This is a genomic window from Enterobacter sp. 296B2 (assembly GCF_034106185.1).
GTDB lineage: Bacteria > Pseudomonadota > Gammaproteobacteria > Enterobacterales > Enterobacteriaceae > Enterobacter > Enterobacter cloacae_N.
On sequence record NZ_JAWNCA010000038.1, the window covers coordinates 21,689 to 38,078 of the forward strand.

The following is a 16,390-nucleotide window of genomic DNA, read 5'->3' on the forward strand; positions in this document are numbered from 1 at the left end:
GAGGATACTGGATGACAGACCTTTCACAGGACAGAGAAAAAGACAAAATCAACCCGGTCGTTTTTTATACTTCCGCCGGGCTGATTTTGTTGTTTTCCCTGACGACGATCTTCTTTCGCGATTTTTCTGCCGAGTGGATTGGGCGCACCCTGAACTGGGTGTCGAAGACCTTCGGCTGGTACTACCTGCTGGCGGCGACGCTCTACATTGTTTTCGTGGTTTGCATTGCCTGTTCGCGCTTTGGGTCAGTGAAGCTCGGGCCAGAGCAGTCCAAGCCCGAGTTCAGCCTGCTGAGCTGGGCCGCGATGCTGTTTGCCGCGGGCATCGGCATCGACCTGATGTTCTTCTCCGTGGCGGAACCGGTCACGCAGTATATGCAACCGCCGGAAGGGGCAGGGCAGACGATGGAGGCCGCGCGCCAGGCCATGGTCTGGACGCTGTTCCACTACGGCCTGACGGGCTGGTCGATGTATGCCCTGATGGGCATGGCGCTCGGATACTTTAGCTATCGTTATAATTTGCCCCTTACCATCCGCTCCGCGCTGTATCCGATTTTCGGTAAAAAAATTAACGGCCCGATTGGCCACAGCGTTGATATCGCGGCGGTGATCGGCACCATCTTTGGTATCGCCACCACGCTCGGGATTGGCGTGGTGCAGCTCAACTACGGGCTGAGCGTGCTGTTTGACATCCCGGACTCGATGGCGGCCAAAGCGGCGCTGATTGCGCTCTCCGTTATTATCGCCACCATTTCGGTGACCTCAGGCGTCGATAAGGGCATCCGCGTGCTCTCCGAGCTGAACGTGGCGCTGGCGCTGGGGCTTATCCTGTTCGTGCTGTTTATGGGCGACACCTCGTTCCTGCTCAATGCCTTAGTGCTTAACGTGGGCGACTACGTAAACCGCTTTATGGGCATGACGCTGAACAGCTTCGCCTTCGACCGTCCGGTGGAGTGGATGAACAACTGGACGCTGTTCTTCTGGGCGTGGTGGGTGGCGTGGTCGCCGTTTGTTGGCCTGTTCCTGGCGCGTATTTCGCGCGGGCGCACCATCCGCCAGTTCGTGATGGGCACGCTGATTATTCCGTTCACCTTTACCCTGCTGTGGCTGTCGATTTTCGGCAACAGCGCGCTGCACGAGATCATCCACGGCAACGCGACCTTCGCACAGGAAGCGATGGCGCACCCGGAGCGCGGCTTCTACAGCCTGCTGGCGCAGTACCCGGCGTTTACCTTTAGCGCCTCCGTGGCGACCATCACCGGTTTGCTGTTCTACGTCACCTCGGCGGATTCCGGCGCGCTGGTGCTGGGCAACTTCACCTCGAAGCTCAAGGACATCAACAGTGATGCGCCGAACTGGCTGCGCATCTTCTGGTCCGTCGCCATCGGCCTGCTGACGCTCGGCATGCTGATGACCAACGGCATTTCGGCGCTGCAGAACACCACGGTGATCATGGGCCTGCCGTTCAGCTTCGTCATCTTCTTCGTGATGGCCGGGCTGTATAAATCGCTCAAGGTGGAAGACTACCGCCGCGTCAGCGCGAGCCGCGACACCGCGCCGCGTCCGATGGGGGCGCAGGACAGGCTGAGCTGGAAGAAACGCCTCTCGCGCCTGATGAACTACCCTGGCACGCGCTACACCAAACAGATGATGGAGACGGTCTGCTTCCCCGCAATGGAAGAGGTGGCACAGGAGCTGAAGCTGCGTGGTGCTTACGTGGAGCTGAAAAACCTGCCGCCGGAGGAGGGCGAGACCCTGGGGCACCTGGATCTGCTGGTGCACATGGGCGACGAGCAGAACTTTGTCTATCAGATTTGGCCGCAGCAGTACTCGGTCCCCGGTTTTACCTACCGGGCGCGCAGCGGGAAATCGACCTACTACCGGCTGGAGACCTTCCTGCTGGAGGGGAGCCAGGGGAATGATTTGATGGATTACAGCAAGGAGCAGGTGATAACGGATATTCTGGACCAGTATGAACGGCACCTGAACTTTATCCATCTGCACAGGGAAGCGCCGGGTAATAGCGTGATGTTCCCGGATGTTTAAACGGATTCTTAAAATACCTTTAGGCTGTATATAAATACAGTTATTTGGCGCAGTATTACTCAAGGAAGAGTAACCATGCAGCAAGAGCCTGGTGCTGAAGCATTCGGGCTTTTGCTGCGTTTAGGGAAGGAACTATGGATGAGTCATGCGATAGAGTTTATCGAAACATCACTCTTTACCCGACAGATTAAAAGCATTGCTACGGATGATGAATTAAAGGATCTGCAAAAGGAACTCATTGCCTGGCCTGATAAAGGCGATCTTATCATGGCCTATCCAAAATGCATAAAGGACAGCCTGACAGAAGCAGAGAAAGTAGAACTTAAAAAGCTGACTTCTGTTCTGAAAAATACGGCTTCCAATGCCGTAAATGAAAGGTGTACTATGTACCCCAATCAGGCAGGTGGAGGCTGATAATGAGTATCTTTGATGAATTAAAATCTTCGCTTGAAGAGGCCGTTGAGATCCATAGCGGAAGGAAAGCCGCTTCCAGAGTAACCCGCTATGAAGTTGCAGATGTGCGCGCAATCAGAGAGCAGCTCAATATCACGCAAAGTGAGATGGCGAAGGCGCTTGGCACTAGCGTCGATACGATAAAAAGCTGGGAGTCCAAACGCCGTAACCCAACCGGACTTGCGGCGAAGGTACTTAATGTGATTCAGGCGAATCCTGCGTTTTATAAGGCACTTGCCGGGCAGTAAGCAACCCTTTATGCCGGGTGGCGCTGCGCTTACCCGGCCTACAAAACCACTTTTCCGCAGGCCTGATAAGCGAAGCGCCATCAGGCTTTGAATGTGGATTGGGACTGTAGGGCAATATTTTCTTCATGTAAAATTTTCATCTTATTTTTCTTTTTGCGCGGGTTTCATCCATGCATCGCCATAAAGAATATTGCCTTTCGCATAATTCCACTGAATACCCCGGAATCTAAGTCCAACCACTTCATGCATATTCGGCGCTGAGCTGCCCGGGTAATAGACATGCGTGAAGTCTAGGGATGAGATCACCACGCTATCAAGCGTAATGGTGTAGATCTCTCTTTCTGCTCCCGCTTCAACAATTTCATAATATTTGATAATGGCTTTTTGCAGGCGTCTGCCCTCGCAGGCGGCAACGGCAAGATAAGGACTCACTTTATCTAATTGCTTATGCAGAGTAACCGGGCCATGCTGCCGTGTTCCGGTCATATTTCCGGTATGACTGTCCACTGCCTGCTTTATGCCGTAACTGCTGTTCATGATTTCAATAGCACCTTCCCGGCCTGGCATCAAACAATCGCCCTGAATGAGCATTCCATTCTCATCATAGAGAAATAAGTAAGCGGGTAATGACATTATAATCCTCCCAGATTAGTTAGTTGCCCGTCGTTATCGATAAAAAACTCATGTTCATAATCTGCGCCATTCAGGCCATAGTTGATTACGTAGGTGTATCCATATTTCCAATTGATATCTATGCAATTATCAGGGTAGTTAAGATTCAATTGTTTCCTTCCGGAACCAGTGACGATGGTTATATCGCTACCTTCACTAGAGTAAATTGTATAATAATTAAGTTTGTCTTTTTTATTTACGCTAAAACAGAGATAATCTCCATTAATATACGTGGCTCTGGGATATGGTGCACGTTTGCCTCCCGGACAGCCCGTCAGTAAAATGCATAAACTAAGCAAGGTAATTATTTTTTTCATCCAGGAAAACCTCTCAAAATTGTTTGGTATTTCTGAAGAAGATAATAAATAGTCTCATTCCGGTTAAAATCACGATATTCAAATAAATGCTCATTGTTTGTTAAACCATGGTATTTCAATAACCAATAGTCACTTACTATTGATGCCTGTTGCTCTAAACCATAATGCAATAGATCTGCTTTATCTAAGCTGTATGAATAATCAGCAATGCCAGAAAATAATCCCCTGGTTCTGACAAACATACCTTTTTGCGTCTGCCAGACGTGCATCATTTCATGCATGAATCGATGCTGTTTTCGGAGGCTTTTCTCTAACGAAAAATCCGGCGAATACGTTTCCTCTCTGTACCACATTTCCCCGTTGGGACTCATCGCCACATCAACCGGTTGCAAATTAAAAGGAAGATAACTTTCCCTGTGCACCCAAACCCGATGATAGCGAATGCTGTAACCGTAAAGCGTCTTCGCCAGAGCGATTTCACCAACAGTGAGCTGTCGGACCCCTCCCGGATTAATCGGGGTTCCCGATGTGGGATGAATTCTTTCATTAACCGGCATGTCAATTCCACTTATTTAATATGGGTATTGACCATAAATCATACTCTTGACCGTGGGAGAAAAAAGAACGCACTTTTCCTAAAACTTCTCCTGCACGCCCTTCATTGACATAACTTTAATGATAACTATTTTCATTAAAATATAGCCTGTGCTATACCTTATAGCACGGGCTAATTTTGCTTTGAATTTAAACACCTCTGGAGACTTCTGCAATGCACCCACTGCAAGGATTGAAGCGTCTGTTGCTCGGCGCGCTGCTCATGACTGCGACCACTACCGGCGCGCTGGCGGCTGAAAAGTTTCAGGTCATCACCACCTTTACCGTTATCGCCGATATGGCGAAAAACGTGGCGGGTGACGCCGCAGACGTGACCTCCATTACCAAGCCGGGCGCGGAAATCCACGAGTACCAGCCTACGCCGGGGGATATCAAACGCGCGCAGAAGGCGCAGTTGATCCTGGCGAACGGCATGAATCTGGAACTGTGGTTCCAGCGTTTTTATCAGCACCTGAACGGCGTGCCGGAGGTGATTGTCACCAAAGGTATTACCCCGATGGGGATTGGCGAAGGGCCGTATAACGGCAAGCCCAACCCGCACGCGTGGATGTCGCCGGACAACGCCCTGATCTACATCGACAACATCCGCGACGCGCTGGTGAAGTACGATCCGGCCAACGCGCAGACGTATCAGCGCAACGCGGAAGCCTACAAGCAGAAGATCACTGCCACCCTCGAACCGCTGCGTAAGCAGGTCGCGGAGATCCCGGAAGACAAACGCTGGATGGTAACCAGCGAAGGGGCATTCTCTTATCTGGCACGGGATCTGGGCATGAAAGAGCTTTACCTGTGGCCGATCAACGCCGATCGGCAGGGCACGCCGCAGCAGGTGCGCAAGGTTATCGATCTGGTTAAAAAACATCACATCCCGGCGGTGTTCAGCGAAAGCACGGTCTCGGATAAGCCCGCCCGTCAGGTGGCGCGTGAAACCGGCGCCCATTACGGCGGCGTGCTGTACGTTGACTCCCTGAGCGCGGAAAACGGCCCGGTGCCGACCTATATCGATCTGCTGAACGTCACCACCCGCACGCTGGTGCAGGGCATCCGTGACGGCATGAAGGAGTAACCATGCACAAGGGGATTGTTGTCACAGACGTGACCGTGACCTACCGCAACGGCCACACGGCGCTGCGCGATGCGTCGTTCAGCGTGCCGGGCGGATCGATTGCCGCGCTGGTGGGGGTGAACGGTTCAGGCAAGTCCACGCTGTTTAAGGCGGTGATGGGCTTTGTGCGGGCGGCGAGCGGCACTATCACCATTCTGGGGCTGCCGCCTCACCGGGCGCTGCGTCAGAATCTGGTCGCCTACGTGCCGCAGTCGGAAGAGGTTGACTGGTCGTTTCCGGTGCTGGTTGAAGACGTGGTGATGATGGGCCGCTACGGCCATATGGGTTTCCTGCGCCGACCTAAAGCGCGCGACAGGCAAATAGTGACCGACGCCCTGAAGCGCGTGGATATGCTCGAGCTGCGCCACCGGCAGATTGGCGAGCTCTCCGGCGGGCAGAAGAAGCGCGTGTTTCTGGCGCGGGCGATTGCCCAGCAGGGCGAGGTGATCCTGCTCGACGAGCCGTTTACCGGCGTGGACGTCAAAACCGAAGCCAGGATCATCACCCTGCTGCGGGAGCTGCGCGACGAGGGCAAAACCATGCTTGTCTCGACCCACAATTTAGGTTCAGTCACAGAGTTTTGCGATTACACGGTGATGGTCAAGGGCACCGTGCTGGCGAGCGGCCCGACGGACACCACCTTCACCGCCGAGAACCTTGAGCGCGCCTTCAGCGGCGTGCTGCGCCACGTGGTGCTCAGCGGCTCGGAAGATCGCATTATTACCGACGACGAACGGCCGTTTGTGACCCACCGACAGGAGGCCAAATGAACGCGCTTCTCGAACCCTTCGGCTACGAGTACATGCTCAACGCGATGTGGGTCTCGGCGATGGTGGGCGGGCTGTGCGCGTTTCTCTCCTGCTATCTGATGCTCAAAGGCTGGTCGCTGATCGGCGATGCGCTCTCGCACTCCATCGTGCCGGGCGTGGCGGGAGCGTACATGCTCGGGCTGCCGTTCTCGCTGGGGGCGTTCCTGTCGGGCGGGCTGGCGGCGGGGAGCATGCTGTTTCTCAACCAGCGTAGCCGCCTGAAAGAGGACGCCATCATCGGGCTGATCTTCTCCTCCTTTTTCGGGCTCGGGCTGTTTATGGTCTCGCTCAACCCGACCTCGGTGAATATTCAGACCATCGTGCTCGGCAATATTCTCGCCATCGCCCCGGAAGATATCGTCCAGCTGGCGATTATCGGCGCGGTGTCGATGGTTATCCTGCTGTTCAAATGGAAAGATCTGATGGTGACCTTTTTTGATGAGAACCACGCCCGCGCCATCGGCCTGCGTCCTGAACGTCTGAAGATCCTCTTCTTTACCCTGCTGGCGGTCTCCACCGTGGCGGCGCTGCAAACCGTCGGGGCGTTTCTGGTGATCTGTCTGGTGGTCACCCCCGGCGCGACCGCGTGGCTGCTCACCGACCGCTTCCCGCGCCTGCTGATGATTGCCGTCGCCATTGGCAGCATCACCAGCTTCCTCGGCGCGTGGGCCAGCTATTATCTGGACGGCGCCACCGGCGGCATTATTGTCGTCGCCCAGACGCTGCTGTTCCTGCTGGCGTTCGTCTTTGCGCCGAAGCACGGTCTGCTCGCCAGCCGCCGTCGCGCGCGGGAGGCACACCCATGATGGCAATCCTCCTTGAACCTTTCCAGTTTGCGTTTATGACTAACGCGCTGCTGATTTCACTCCTGGTGGCCGTGCCCTGCGCGCTGCTGTCCGTTTTCCTGGTGCTGAAAGGCTGGGCGCTGATGGGCGACGCCATGAGCCACGCGGTGTTTCCCGGCGTCGTGCTGGCCTGGATAATGGGCCTGCCGCTGGCGCTGGGTGCGTTCGTGGCCGGTCTGTTCTGCGCGGTTGCCACCGGCTACCTGAAGGACAACAGCCGCATCAAGCAGGATACGGTCATGGGGATCGTCTTTTCCGGCATGTTCGGCGCTGGCCTAATCCTCTATATCGCCGTCAAGCCAGAGGTGCATCTCGACCACATTTTGTTCGGCGATATGCTGGGCATTAACGGGATGGACATTCTGCAAAGCGGGATCGTGGCGGGGCTGATCGCGCTGGTGATTGGCCTGAAGTGGCGGGACTTTCTGCTGTTCTGCTTTGACTATCAGCAGGCTCAGGCGAGCGGCCTGCGCACCCGCTGGCTCCACTATGGTTTACTGTGCATGGTGTCGCTGACCATCGTGGCGACGCTGAAGGCGGTGGGGATTATTCTGTCGATTTCACTGCTGATCGCGCCCGGCGCGGTAGCGGTGCTCATCACCCGGCGCTTCCACATGGCGCTGCTGGTGGCGGTCGCCGTTTCAGCCATCGTGTCGGTTAGCGGCGTGTATGCCTCGTTTTATCTCGACAGCGCGCCTGCACCGACCATTGTGGTGCTGTTCGCGGCGGTGTTTATCGTGACGTTTGGGGTTACCAGCGTGAAGGCCCGTCGGCAGGAGAGCGTGACAGCAGGGCGATAGCTTGCTCGCCCTGCTGCTGCCAGTGCAGGGTGAAGGTGGCGCCTTCGTTAAAGCCTGCCAGTTGACGGGTCAAGGCCAGCGTAAGCGTCTTATCGTCGAGCATGGTGACGCGGGCGCTGTCAAATCCCATCCAGGCCTGAACCCGCGGAAAGAGGGCCTTGAACAGGCTCTCTTTGGCGCTGAACGCCAGCGTCAGGGCGAGGGCAAACGGGTATCCCGAGTGGGAAAGCACGCGCTCTTCCCGGGCATCAATGACGCCGTCTTTAATTTCTCTGGCTTCATTTTCGGGCAGGATGGTTTCGCAGTCGATGCCGATAAGCGCGAGTCTGTCGCGAACCACCACCGCCATGGCCTGCGTGCCGCTGTGGGTGATGCTGCCGGAAACGCCCTCCGGCCAGAGCGGTTCCCCGCTGGGGCCGATCGCGGGAATGGTGCGATCGTTCAATGCGTGCGCGGCAGCGATGCGTCCGGCGAGATGGTCGGCCTTGCGCTTGCGTCCTGCGTCAGCGAGCTGTGCGTGATGGGGGAGCCAGAGGAGATCGGCGTCGGTGAAGGTGGCGGGGTCGAAGGTAATGCGGTGGAGGGTGTGGCCGGCGAGAGAATAAGTGCTGTGGGTGGTGTGCATGGTTTTCCCCTCACCCTGACCCTCTCCCCGGAGGGGAGAGGGAAGGATTGACTTCAGTGCCTTAAAAACGCGTATTCACGCTCATGTACCAGGTGCGACCCGGTTCATTATACGTATACGCACCCGCACCGTACATATACGCACCGGTGGTGGCATTTCCGGTCGTCTGGGCATTACCCGCGCGCCACTGACGCTTGTCGAAGACGTTGTCCACGCCGCCGGTCAGGCTGACGTTTTTGGTCATGTCCCAGGTCGCGCTCAGGCCAACGATGCTGTACGGGCTGATTTCGTCTTTCTCAGACCCGGTAACCGGCTGGCCTTTGTAGTTGTACTTCTTCGGCTGCTGCTTGCCGTACCAGGTAAAGGTCGACTGGAGCGAGACGTCCTGATGCACCTGCCAGCTCAGGGTTGAGTTCAGGGTGTACTCCGGAATGATCGACAAACGGTCGCCGGTCTCCTTGTTCTTGCTCTGCAGCATCCAGGTGATGTTGTTGGTCCAGTTAATCGTGTCGCTGACCGGCACGTTCAGGGAGCCTTCCAGACCTTCCACCACCGCCTTCGGCACGTTTTCCCACTGGTAGATGTCCGTCTGCACTTTACCGGACGAGGTGTGACCGATTGGCGCGTAGCCCGCTTCAATCTTGTCGCGGTAGTCGTTGCGGAACCAGGTCACACCCGCCAGCCAGCCGTCGCGTTTCCACTCCAGGCCAATCTCTTTGTTGATGCTGGTTTCGGCTTTCAGGTCGTCGTTGCCCATCATGTAGCAGCCCACGCCGTCAGAGCTTGCGTAGCAGCCCTGGCCTTTGCTGTAGAGCAGGTAGTTCGGGTTGGTCTGGTACAGGCTCGGCGCTTTGTAGGCGCGCGCGATCCCCATCTTCAGCGTGAAGTCATCCCCCAGAGCCTGCGACAGGTTAAGTGACGGGCTCCAGTTGTTGCCGACGATGGTGTGATGGTCGAAGCGCAGGGCAGGGGTCAGCATGGTGCTGTCGGTCAGCTCCATGTTGTTTTCGGCGAAAAGGGAGAAAATCTCCGCCGAGGTGTACGGGCTGCGGTCGTTGCTCATGCCCGGAATGGTGCCGCCCTGCAGGGTTTGCGAGAAGGAGGTGGAGTCCTTCATGCGCTGCTGGTTCCACTCGGTACCCAGAGTCAGGTTCTGGTTGACGAGGAAATCGATCGGCAGGTTGATTTCGCTGTGCAGCATCACGTCGGCCAGGTCGGTGTCGGTGAATTTATCGCTGTTGAACAGGCCTTCCGTACCGCCCGCCAGCCCTTCGCCCAGGCGGGAGTTGCGGGTGTGTTCGTACTGCGCCCAGTTGCTGGTGGTAATGCCGTTGTCCCAGCCGCCGTTCCAGGTCACCGCGAAGTTCTGGCGATAAATACGGTTAGTCTCTTTGCCGTAGTTTTTCTTCACCAGCGCGCTGTCGTTGTTGGTGTTCTGCGTATCGCCCGCATAGAGGTTGTTCTGGCGGCTGTAGCCCGCCTCAAACTCCAGAGACTGCATCGGTGCGAAGTCCCAGCGCACCACGCCGTTGATGTCTTTGTTCTCCACCCCTTCACGGCCCGCAGGGAGGGTGTTGGCGTAAGCGCCGGTACGCTCAGACTGGTGGCCCTGGTTGATGTCCCACGCGTCGGCCTGGGTCTTATCCAGGTTACCGAACATGCGGAAGCTGAAGTCGCCGCCCAGCGGGCCGCTGAGGCTGAAGTTGGTGCGTTTGGTGGAACCTTCGTCCTTGTGTTCAGGCGCGTTCAGGTAGGTGTTCCAGGAGCCGTGCCACTGGTCGTCGAATTTTTTGGTGATGATGTTCACCACGCCGCCTGCCGCGCCGTTACCGTAGCGTGCGGCTGCCGGGCCTCGAATGACCTCAATGCGCTCGATCATCTCCGGCGGCACCCAGCCGGTATCGCCGCGCGTATCGCGCTCGCCGCGCCAGCCCAGACGGATGGAGTTACGGCTGGTGACCGGCTTGCCGTCGATCAGGATAAGGGTGTTTTCCGGGCCCATGCCGCGAATGTCAATCTGGCGGTTGTTCCCGCGCTGGCCGCTGGTGGAGTTTCCGGTGAGGTTAACGCCCGGCATGGTGCGGATGATTTCCGCCACGTCGCGCGCGGGCGGGTTTTTGCGGATCTCGTCGGCGGTGATGGTGGAAACCCCGGGCGCCTGCAGGTTCTGCTCGGCGGCGGTGATCACCATGGTGTCTTCGTGCTGCGCGGAGGCGGTGTTGTCGTCTGCCATGGCGGGCAGCGCGACACCATAAATCCCTAAATTGACCAGCAAGGCCAGAGAGTGAATCTTCTTATTCATTGTACGTCCCGCTTTTATGGTTATTTAATGAACGCGCTTCCCACAGCGCGGGCATTACGCTATTGCAAATGCAAATAGTTATCAATAATATTATCAATAAAATTTGTCCTGAAACAAAAAAGTCTGTTAAACATGGGGTTATAAGGGTGACGGCGTTAACAACCGGAAGTGAAGCGTGGTGGCAGTCCAAAAACGGGCCGGAATGGAAGCCTGAACAAGGGAAATATCGCGTCACCTTCTGGTGGCGTGACCCGAAAGGCACGCAGAAAACGTCGGCAATCAAACGCGTTTGGCTCTACGTTACCGGCGTGACCGACCATCATCAGAATGCCCGCCCGCAATCTCTTGAACGCATTCCGGATACCGACGTCTGGCAGTGGCAGGGCGAGTTCAGCCCGGAATGGCGCGGCAGCTACTGTTTTATCCCCTCCGTAAATGAAAACGATTTTGCCGATACCGTGTTTGAAGGCCAGCAGCCGGACCGCATGGCGCTGCGCGAAGGCTGGCGCAGGCTGCTGCCGCACGCGGTTTCCGACCCGCTGAATCCGCAGAGCTGGCGCGGCGGGCGCGGTCATGCCGTCTCGGCGCTGGAGATGCCGGACGCGCCCGTTCAGCCCGGCTGGAATCAGCCCAAAACGCCCTTCAAGGCGCCGATCTGCATTGAATGGGAAAGCGCGCGCCTGAAAAACCACCGTCGCGTCTGGATTTTCACCACCGGGGATGACGGCCCGGAACGTCCGCTGGCGGTGCTGCTCGACGGTCAGTTCTGGGCCGAAAGCATGCCCGTCTGGCCCGCGCTGGCGTCGCTTACCACCGAGCGCAAACTGCCGCCTGCGGTCTACGTATTAATTGATGCGATCGACATGGAACATCGCAGCCGCGAATTGCCCTGTAATCCTGATTTCTGGCTGGCGGTGCAGGAAGAACTTCTCCCTCATGTAAAACAGCTCGCGCCCTTCAGCGACCGCGCCGACCGTACCGTGGTCGCGGGCCAGAGCTTTGGCGGCCTCTCTTCGCTGTACGCTGGCCTTAACTGGCCGCAGCGATTTGGCTGCATCCTCAGCCAGTCCGGATCCTACTGGTGGCCGCACCGCGGCGGGCAGCAGGACGGGCTGCTCATCGAACAGCTTAAAGCGGGTGAAAAAAACGCACGCGGGCTGCGCATCATCCTTGAGGCCGGGCGTAACGAGCCGCTTATCTTCCGCGCGAACCAGGCGATTTACGCCGAACTCCGCGCGCAGCAGGTTTACTGGCGTCAGGTTGACGGCGGACACGACGCGCTTTGCTGGCGCGGTGGGCTGACGCAGGGGCTGATGACCCTCTGGCAGCCGCTTATTCAATAACGGAGTCTGTATGGAATTCAGCAATCCTTTCGATAATCCGCAGGGACAGTTCGCCATTTTGCAAAACGACCAGGGCCAGTACAGCCTGTGGCCGCAGCAGTGCGAACTGCCCGCGGGCTGGCGCGTGGTGTGCGAGGCACAGTCTCAGGAGGCGTGCCAGCAGTGGCTGGCCGAACGCTGGCGCACGCTTGAACCGTCCCATTTTGCGGAGGGGAGCGCATGAACCGTCTACCTCTCGTCGCCGCCCAGCCGGGTATCTGGATGGCGGAACAGCTATCCTCCCTGCCAAACGCCTGGAGCGTGGCGCACTACACTGAGCTGAAAGGCGATATCGACGCGCCGTTGCTGGCTAAAGCCATCGCTGAAGGCATGATGCAGGCCGATACCCTGCGGATGCGTTTTGCCGAGGATAACGGCGAGGTGTGGCAGTGGGTGGATGACACCGTCATTTTGCCGGAGCCACCTGTCGTTCGCGTTGATTCTCACGACGCCGCCGTGGCGCTGATGGAGGCCGATCTCAATCAAAACCTGCGCGTCGAGAGCGGCCAGCCGCTGGCGTTTCACCAGCTGATTCAGGTGGGTGAAAGCCACTGGTACTGGTATCAGCGCTATCACCATCTGGTGGTGGATGGCTTCAGCTTCCCGGCCATTACCCGCCAGATCGCCGCGATTTACGCCGCGTGGAAGAAGGGTGACCCGACGCCCGTATCCCCGTTTACGCCGTTTGCCGAAGTGGTGGAGGAGTACCAGCGCTACCGTCAAAGCGAGGCGTATCAGCGCGACGGCGCCTTCTGGGCAGAGCAGCGCAGGCAGCTTCCTTCTCCGGTCTCGCTCTCTTCCGCGCCGCTGCCGGGACGCGCCGCCACCACCGATATCCTGCGCCTGAAAATTGCAACGGACGCTCGCGCCTTTAGCCAGCTTGCGCAGGCGGCAGGGCAGGCGCAGCGCACCGATCTGGCCCTTGCGCTGGTGGCGCTGTGGCTGGGCCGCCTGACCGGGCGGTTGGATTACGCCGCCGGGTTTATCTTTATGCGCCGCATGGGCTCCGCCGCGCTGACCGCGACCGGACCGGTGCTCAACGTGCTGCCGCTGGCGGTGAATATCAACCCGCAGGAGAGCCTGCCGGCGCTGGCGCTGCGCCTCGCGAAACAGCTGAAAAAAATGCGCCGTCATCAGCGCTACGACGCCGAGCAGATCGTGCGCGACGGCGGGCGCGCCGCAGGCGACGAAGCGCTGTTTGGCCCGGTGCTGAACGTCAAGGTGTTCGATTATCAGCTGGATATCGACGGCGTGGAGGCCATCACCCACACGTTGGCAACCGGCCCGGTGAACGATCTGGAGCTGGCGCTGTTCCCGGACGAGCAGGGTGGCCTGAGTATTGAGATCCTCGCCAATAAACAGCGTTACGATGAAGTGACGCTCACCCGCCACGTCGCGCGTCTGAACGCGATGCTGCTGCAGTTTGCGGCCAACCCTGACCTGCGCTGTGGCGAAGTGGAAACCGTTTCAGCGCAGGAATACCAGCAGCTGGCGCGCATCAACGATACCGGGCTGGCGCTGCCGTCCACCACGCTGGCGGATCTGGTGGCGGAGCAGGCGAGCAAAACACCGGACGCCCCCGCGCTGGCGGACGCGCATATTGAGCTTAGCTATCGTGAGATGCGCCAGCAGGTGATCGCGCTGGCAAACCTGCTGCGCGCTCGCGGCGTGAAGCCGGGCGACAGCGTGGCAGTGGCCCTGCCGCGCTCGGTGTTCCTGACTCTGGCGCTGCACGGCATTGTCGAGGCCGGTGCCGCGTGGCTGCCGCTCGAGACCGGCTACCCGGATGACCGTCTGCGGATGATGCTGGAAGATGCCAAACCTTCGTTGCTCATTACCACCGACGAACAGCGTTCGCGCTTTAGCGATCTGCCGATTACGGCGTTTAGTTACAACACACTGTTACCGGCTGCGGAGGTGGAACCGCTGCGCCTGGCCAGGCCGGAGCAGACGGCGTACATCATCTTTACCTCCGGCTCGACGGGGCGCCCGAAAGGGGTCATGGTCGGCCATACCGCCATCGTTAACCGCCTGAAGTGGATGCAGGATCACTACCCGCTGGACGCGAAGGACGTGGTGGCGCAGAAAACGCCGTGCAGCTTTGACGTATCGGTGTGGGAGTTCTGGTGGCCGTTTATCGCCGGGGCGAAGCTGGTGATGGCAGAGCCGGACGCGCACCGCGATCCGCAGGCGATGCAGAGCCTCTTCGCGCAGTACGGCGTGACCACCACCCACTTCGTGCCGTCGATGCTGGCGGCCTTTGTCGCCTCGCTGACGCCGGAAAACGCTGCGTGCTGCAAAACCCTTAAGCAGGTGTTCTGCAGCGGCGAAGCGCTGCCGACCGAGCTGTGCCGCGAGTGGGAGCAGTTAACCCATGCGCCGCTGCATAACCTCTATGGCCCAACGGAAGCGGCGGTGGACGTCAGCTGGTATCCGGCTTATGGTCCCGAGCTGGCGGCGGTGGAGGGCAACAGCGTGCCGATCGGCTTCCCGGTGTGGAACACGGGGCTGCGCATTCTGGACGCGATGATGCGCCCGGTGCCGTTTGGCGTGGCGGGGGATCTGTATCTCACCGGCATTCAGCTGGCGCAGGGGTATCTGGGCCGTCCGGACCTCACCGCCAGCCGCTTTATTGCCGACCCGTTCGCTCCCGGCGAGCGGATGTATCGTACCGGTGACGTCGCCCGCTGGCTGGACAACGGGGCGGTGGAATATCTCGGCCGCAGCGACGATCAGTTAAAAATCCGCGGCCAGCGCATCGAGCTGGGCGAAATCGACCGGGCGATGCTCGCGCTGCCGGACGTGGCCCAGGCCGTCGCCCACGCCTGCGTGTTCAACCAGGCGGCGGCGACGGGAGGCGATGCCCGCCAGCTGGTGGGGTATGTGGTCTCCGAATCCGGTTTACCGCTGGACCGCGACGCGCTGCTGGAATCGCTCAAAGCCCAATTGCCGCCGCATATGGTGCCGGTGGTGCTGCTGCAAATCAGCACGCTGCCGCTCAGCGCCAACGGCAAGCTCGACCGCAAGGCGCTGCCGCTGCCGGAGCTGACCAGCAAAACCTCCGGCCGCGCGCCGGAGACGGAAACCGAAACCGCCGTTGCGCAGGCGTTCTCCGCCCTGCTGGGCTGTGAGGTCAACGATATCGAAGCCGACTTCTTTGCCCTCGGCGGACACTCGCTGCTGGCGATGCGCCTGGCGGCGCAGCTTAGCCGCGTGTTCGAGCGCAAGGTGACGCCGGGGCAGATTATGGTCGCCTCGACGGTGAGCAAGCTTAGCGCGCTGCTGGATTCACAGATGAGCGACGAGCAGGCGCAGCGTCTGGGCTATGAAACCCTTCTGCCGCTGCGCGAAGGCAGCGGCCCGACGCTGTTCTGCTTCCATCCTGCGTCCGGCTTTGCCTGGCAGTTTAGCGTGCTGGCGCGCTACCTCAGCCCGCGCTGGTCAATTACCGGCATTCAGTCTCCTCGACCAGAGGGGCCGATGCAGCAGTGTGCGGATCTGGATGGGGTGATTGAGCATCACCTGAATACGTTGCGTAAGCAGCAGCCACAGGGGCCATATTATCTGTTCGGCTATTCTCTCGGCGGCACGCTGGCGCAGGGCATTGCCGCCCGTCTGCGCGAGCTGGGTGAAGAGGTGGCCTTCCTCGGCCTGCTGGACACCTGGCCGCCGGAAACCCAGAACTGGGCGGAGAAAGAGGCCAACGGCCTCGACCCGGAGGTGTTGGCGGAAATTGAGCGCGAGCGCCAGGCGTTTATCGCCGCGCAGCAGGGGCAGGGCTCCAGCGAGCTGTTTAACGCTATCGAAGGCAACTACGCCGACGCGGTACGGCTGCTCACCTCGGCGCACAGCGCGCGGTTTGACGGCAAAGCGACGCTTTTTGTCGCCGAGCGGACGCGAACGATGAATCCGCAGGTCGCGTGGGCGCCGTGGGTGAGCGAACTGGAGGTGTACAGCCAGGACTGCACCCACGTGGATATCATTTCACCGAAGGCGTTTGAGAAAATTGGGCCAGTGTTGAAGGATATATTGGGGTAACGTCAAAAGCGCCGGGGGGGGGGGGGGGGGGGGGGGGGGGGGGGGGGGGGGGGGGGGGGGGGGGGGGGGGGGGGGGGGGGGGGGGGGGGGGGGCGCGCGCGCGCCCGGCCGCCCCAGGCGCCGCCACCCCCCCC

At 59.0% G+C, this 16,390-nt stretch carries 15 protein-coding genes; 10 read left to right on the forward strand and 5 right to left on the reverse strand.

Annotated elements, in window-relative coordinates; genetic code table 11:
- Window positions 1-11: 11 nt before the first annotated feature.
- The 3 genes from betT (at window position 12) to nadS (ending at window position 2,746) form a co-directional block, all read left to right on the forward strand.
- Window positions 12-2,045 carry a choline BCCT transporter BetT gene (gene betT, locus URZ40_RS20775; protein ID WP_029741651.1) on the forward strand — a complete coding sequence of 678 codons (2,034 nt, stop codon included), beginning with the start codon at window positions 12-14 and terminating at the stop codon, window positions 2,043-2,045.
- Between the two features lie 138 nt (window positions 2,046-2,183).
- Window positions 2,184-2,459 carry an addiction module toxin RelE gene (locus tag URZ40_RS20780; RefSeq protein ID WP_316380802.1) on the forward strand — a complete coding sequence of 92 codons (276 nt, stop codon included), beginning with the start codon at window positions 2,184-2,186 and terminating at the stop codon, window positions 2,457-2,459.
- 2 nt (window positions 2,460-2,461) lie between these two features.
- Window positions 2,462-2,746 (forward strand): NadS family protein, encoded by a 285-nt coding sequence (gene nadS, locus URZ40_RS20785; RefSeq protein WP_316380739.1) that lies wholly within the window; start codon window positions 2,462-2,464, stop codon window positions 2,744-2,746.
- 141 nt (window positions 2,747-2,887) lie between these two features.
- Here nadS and URZ40_RS20790 read toward each other — a convergent pair whose 3' ends face one another.
- From URZ40_RS20790 to URZ40_RS20800, 3 genes are read right to left on the reverse strand one after another with little or no spacing between them, the layout of a single operon-like run.
- The gene (locus URZ40_RS20790) at window positions 2,888-3,379 is read right to left on the reverse strand and encodes a type VI secretion system tube protein Hcp (RefSeq protein ID WP_316380738.1); all 492 of its coding nucleotides are present in this window, start codon (window positions 3,377-3,379) and stop codon (window positions 2,888-2,890) included.
- Complete coding sequence (locus URZ40_RS20795) at window positions 3,379-3,735, reverse strand: putative T6SS immunity periplasmic lipoprotein (protein WP_316380737.1); 357 nt, start codon at window positions 3,733-3,735, stop codon at window positions 3,379-3,381. Before URZ40_RS20795 ends, URZ40_RS20790 begins: the two co-directional genes overlap by 1 nt.
- Window positions 3,732-4,292, reverse strand: a complete 561-nt coding sequence (locus URZ40_RS20800; protein ID WP_320721085.1) for a type IV secretion protein Rhs — start codon at window positions 4,290-4,292, stop codon at window positions 3,732-3,734. Before URZ40_RS20800 ends, URZ40_RS20795 begins: the two co-directional genes overlap by 4 nt.
- Window positions 4,293-4,504: 212 nt before the next feature.
- Here URZ40_RS20800 and URZ40_RS20805 point away from each other — a divergent pair, with 212 nt between their 5' ends.
- From URZ40_RS20805 to URZ40_RS20820, 4 genes are read left to right on the forward strand one after another with little or no spacing between them, the layout of a single operon-like run.
- Window positions 4,505-5,416, forward strand: a complete 912-nt coding sequence (locus URZ40_RS20805; protein ID WP_320721086.1) for a metal ABC transporter substrate-binding protein — start codon at window positions 4,505-4,507, stop codon at window positions 5,414-5,416.
- Between the two features lie 2 nt (window positions 5,417-5,418).
- Window positions 5,419-6,225, forward strand: a complete 807-nt coding sequence (sitB, locus tag URZ40_RS20810; protein ID WP_116341291.1) for an iron/manganese ABC transporter ATP-binding protein SitB — start codon at window positions 5,419-5,421, stop codon at window positions 6,223-6,225.
- Window positions 6,222-7,070, forward strand: a complete 849-nt coding sequence (gene sitC / locus URZ40_RS20815; RefSeq protein WP_316380734.1) for an iron/manganese ABC transporter permease subunit SitC — start codon at window positions 6,222-6,224, stop codon at window positions 7,068-7,070. The genes sitB and sitC overlap by 4 nt, the downstream gene beginning before the upstream one ends.
- Window positions 7,067-7,909 carry a metal ABC transporter permease gene (locus URZ40_RS20820; RefSeq protein WP_316380733.1) on the forward strand — a complete coding sequence of 281 codons (843 nt, stop codon included), beginning with the start codon at window positions 7,067-7,069 and terminating at the stop codon, window positions 7,907-7,909. Before sitC ends, URZ40_RS20820 begins: the two co-directional genes overlap by 4 nt.
- On the opposite strand, the gene entD is transcribed toward URZ40_RS20820, so the two are convergent.
- Together entD and URZ40_RS20830 are read right to left on the reverse strand one after the other, a co-directional pair.
- On the reverse strand, window positions 7,860-8,534 hold the full coding sequence (gene entD / locus URZ40_RS20825; protein WP_316380732.1) for an enterobactin synthase subunit EntD: 675 nt from the start codon (window positions 8,532-8,534) through the stop codon (window positions 7,860-7,862). The genes URZ40_RS20820 and entD overlap by 50 nt on opposite strands.
- A 61-nt stretch (window positions 8,535-8,595) precedes the next feature.
- Window positions 8,596-10,836 carry a TonB-dependent siderophore receptor gene (locus URZ40_RS20830; protein WP_316380731.1) on the reverse strand — a complete coding sequence of 747 codons (2,241 nt, stop codon included), beginning with the start codon at window positions 10,834-10,836 and terminating at the stop codon, window positions 8,596-8,598.
- A gap of 146 nt (window positions 10,837-10,982) precedes the next feature.
- Here URZ40_RS20830 and fes point away from each other — a divergent pair, with 146 nt between their 5' ends.
- The 3 genes from fes to entF are packed head-to-tail and all read left to right on the forward strand — an operon-like array spanning window position 10,983 to window position 16,256.
- Window positions 10,983-12,179 (forward strand): enterochelin esterase, encoded by a 1,197-nt coding sequence (gene fes / locus URZ40_RS20835; protein ID WP_320721087.1) that lies wholly within the window; start codon window positions 10,983-10,985, stop codon window positions 12,177-12,179.
- A 10-nt stretch (window positions 12,180-12,189) separates the two neighbouring features.
- Complete coding sequence (locus URZ40_RS20840) at window positions 12,190-12,402, forward strand: MbtH family protein (RefSeq protein ID WP_166710396.1); 213 nt, start codon at window positions 12,190-12,192, stop codon at window positions 12,400-12,402.
- On the forward strand, window positions 12,399-16,256 hold the full coding sequence (gene entF, locus URZ40_RS20845) for an enterobactin non-ribosomal peptide synthetase EntF (RefSeq protein ID WP_320721088.1): 3,858 nt from the start codon (window positions 12,399-12,401) through the stop codon (window positions 16,254-16,256). Before URZ40_RS20840 ends, entF begins: the two co-directional genes overlap by 4 nt.
- Window positions 16,257-16,390 lie beyond the last annotated feature (134 nt).

Excerpts from the sequence above, each read along its gene's own strand:
- betT (WP_029741651.1), top strand. The coding sequence starts at position 12 with ATGACAGACCTTTCACAGGACAGAGAAAAAGACAAAATCAACCCGGTC.
- URZ40_RS20780 (WP_316380802.1), top strand. The coding sequence starts at position 2,184 with ATGAGTCATGCGATAGAGTTTATCGAAACATCACTCTTTACCCGACAG.
- nadS (WP_316380739.1), top strand. The coding sequence starts at position 2,462 with ATGAGTATCTTTGATGAATTAAAATCTTCGCTTGAAGAGGCCGTTGAG.
- URZ40_RS20790 (WP_316380738.1), bottom strand. The coding sequence starts at position 3,379 with ATGTCATTACCCGCTTACTTATTTCTCTATGATGAGAATGGAATGCTC.
- URZ40_RS20795 (WP_316380737.1), bottom strand. The coding sequence starts at position 3,735 with ATGAAAAAAATAATTACCTTGCTTAGTTTATGCATTTTACTGACGGGC.
- URZ40_RS20800 (WP_320721085.1), bottom strand. The coding sequence starts at position 4,292 with ATGCCGGTTAATGAAAGAATTCATCCCACATCGGGAACCCCGATTAAT.
- URZ40_RS20805 (WP_320721086.1), top strand. The coding sequence starts at position 4,505 with ATGCACCCACTGCAAGGATTGAAGCGTCTGTTGCTCGGCGCGCTGCTC.
- sitB (WP_116341291.1), top strand. The coding sequence starts at position 5,419 with ATGCACAAGGGGATTGTTGTCACAGACGTGACCGTGACCTACCGCAAC.
- sitC (WP_316380734.1), top strand. The coding sequence starts at position 6,222 with ATGAACGCGCTTCTCGAACCCTTCGGCTACGAGTACATGCTCAACGCG.
- URZ40_RS20820 (WP_316380733.1), top strand. The coding sequence starts at position 7,067 with ATGATGGCAATCCTCCTTGAACCTTTCCAGTTTGCGTTTATGACTAAC.
- entD (WP_316380732.1), bottom strand. The coding sequence starts at position 8,534 with ATGCACACCACCCACAGCACTTATTCTCTCGCCGGCCACACCCTCCAC.
- URZ40_RS20830 (WP_316380731.1), bottom strand. The coding sequence starts at position 10,836 with ATGAATAAGAAGATTCACTCTCTGGCCTTGCTGGTCAATTTAGGGATT.
- URZ40_RS20840 (WP_166710396.1), top strand. The coding sequence starts at position 12,190 with ATGGAATTCAGCAATCCTTTCGATAATCCGCAGGGACAGTTCGCCATT.
- entF (WP_320721088.1), top strand. The coding sequence starts at position 12,399 with ATGAACCGTCTACCTCTCGTCGCCGCCCAGCCGGGTATCTGGATGGCG.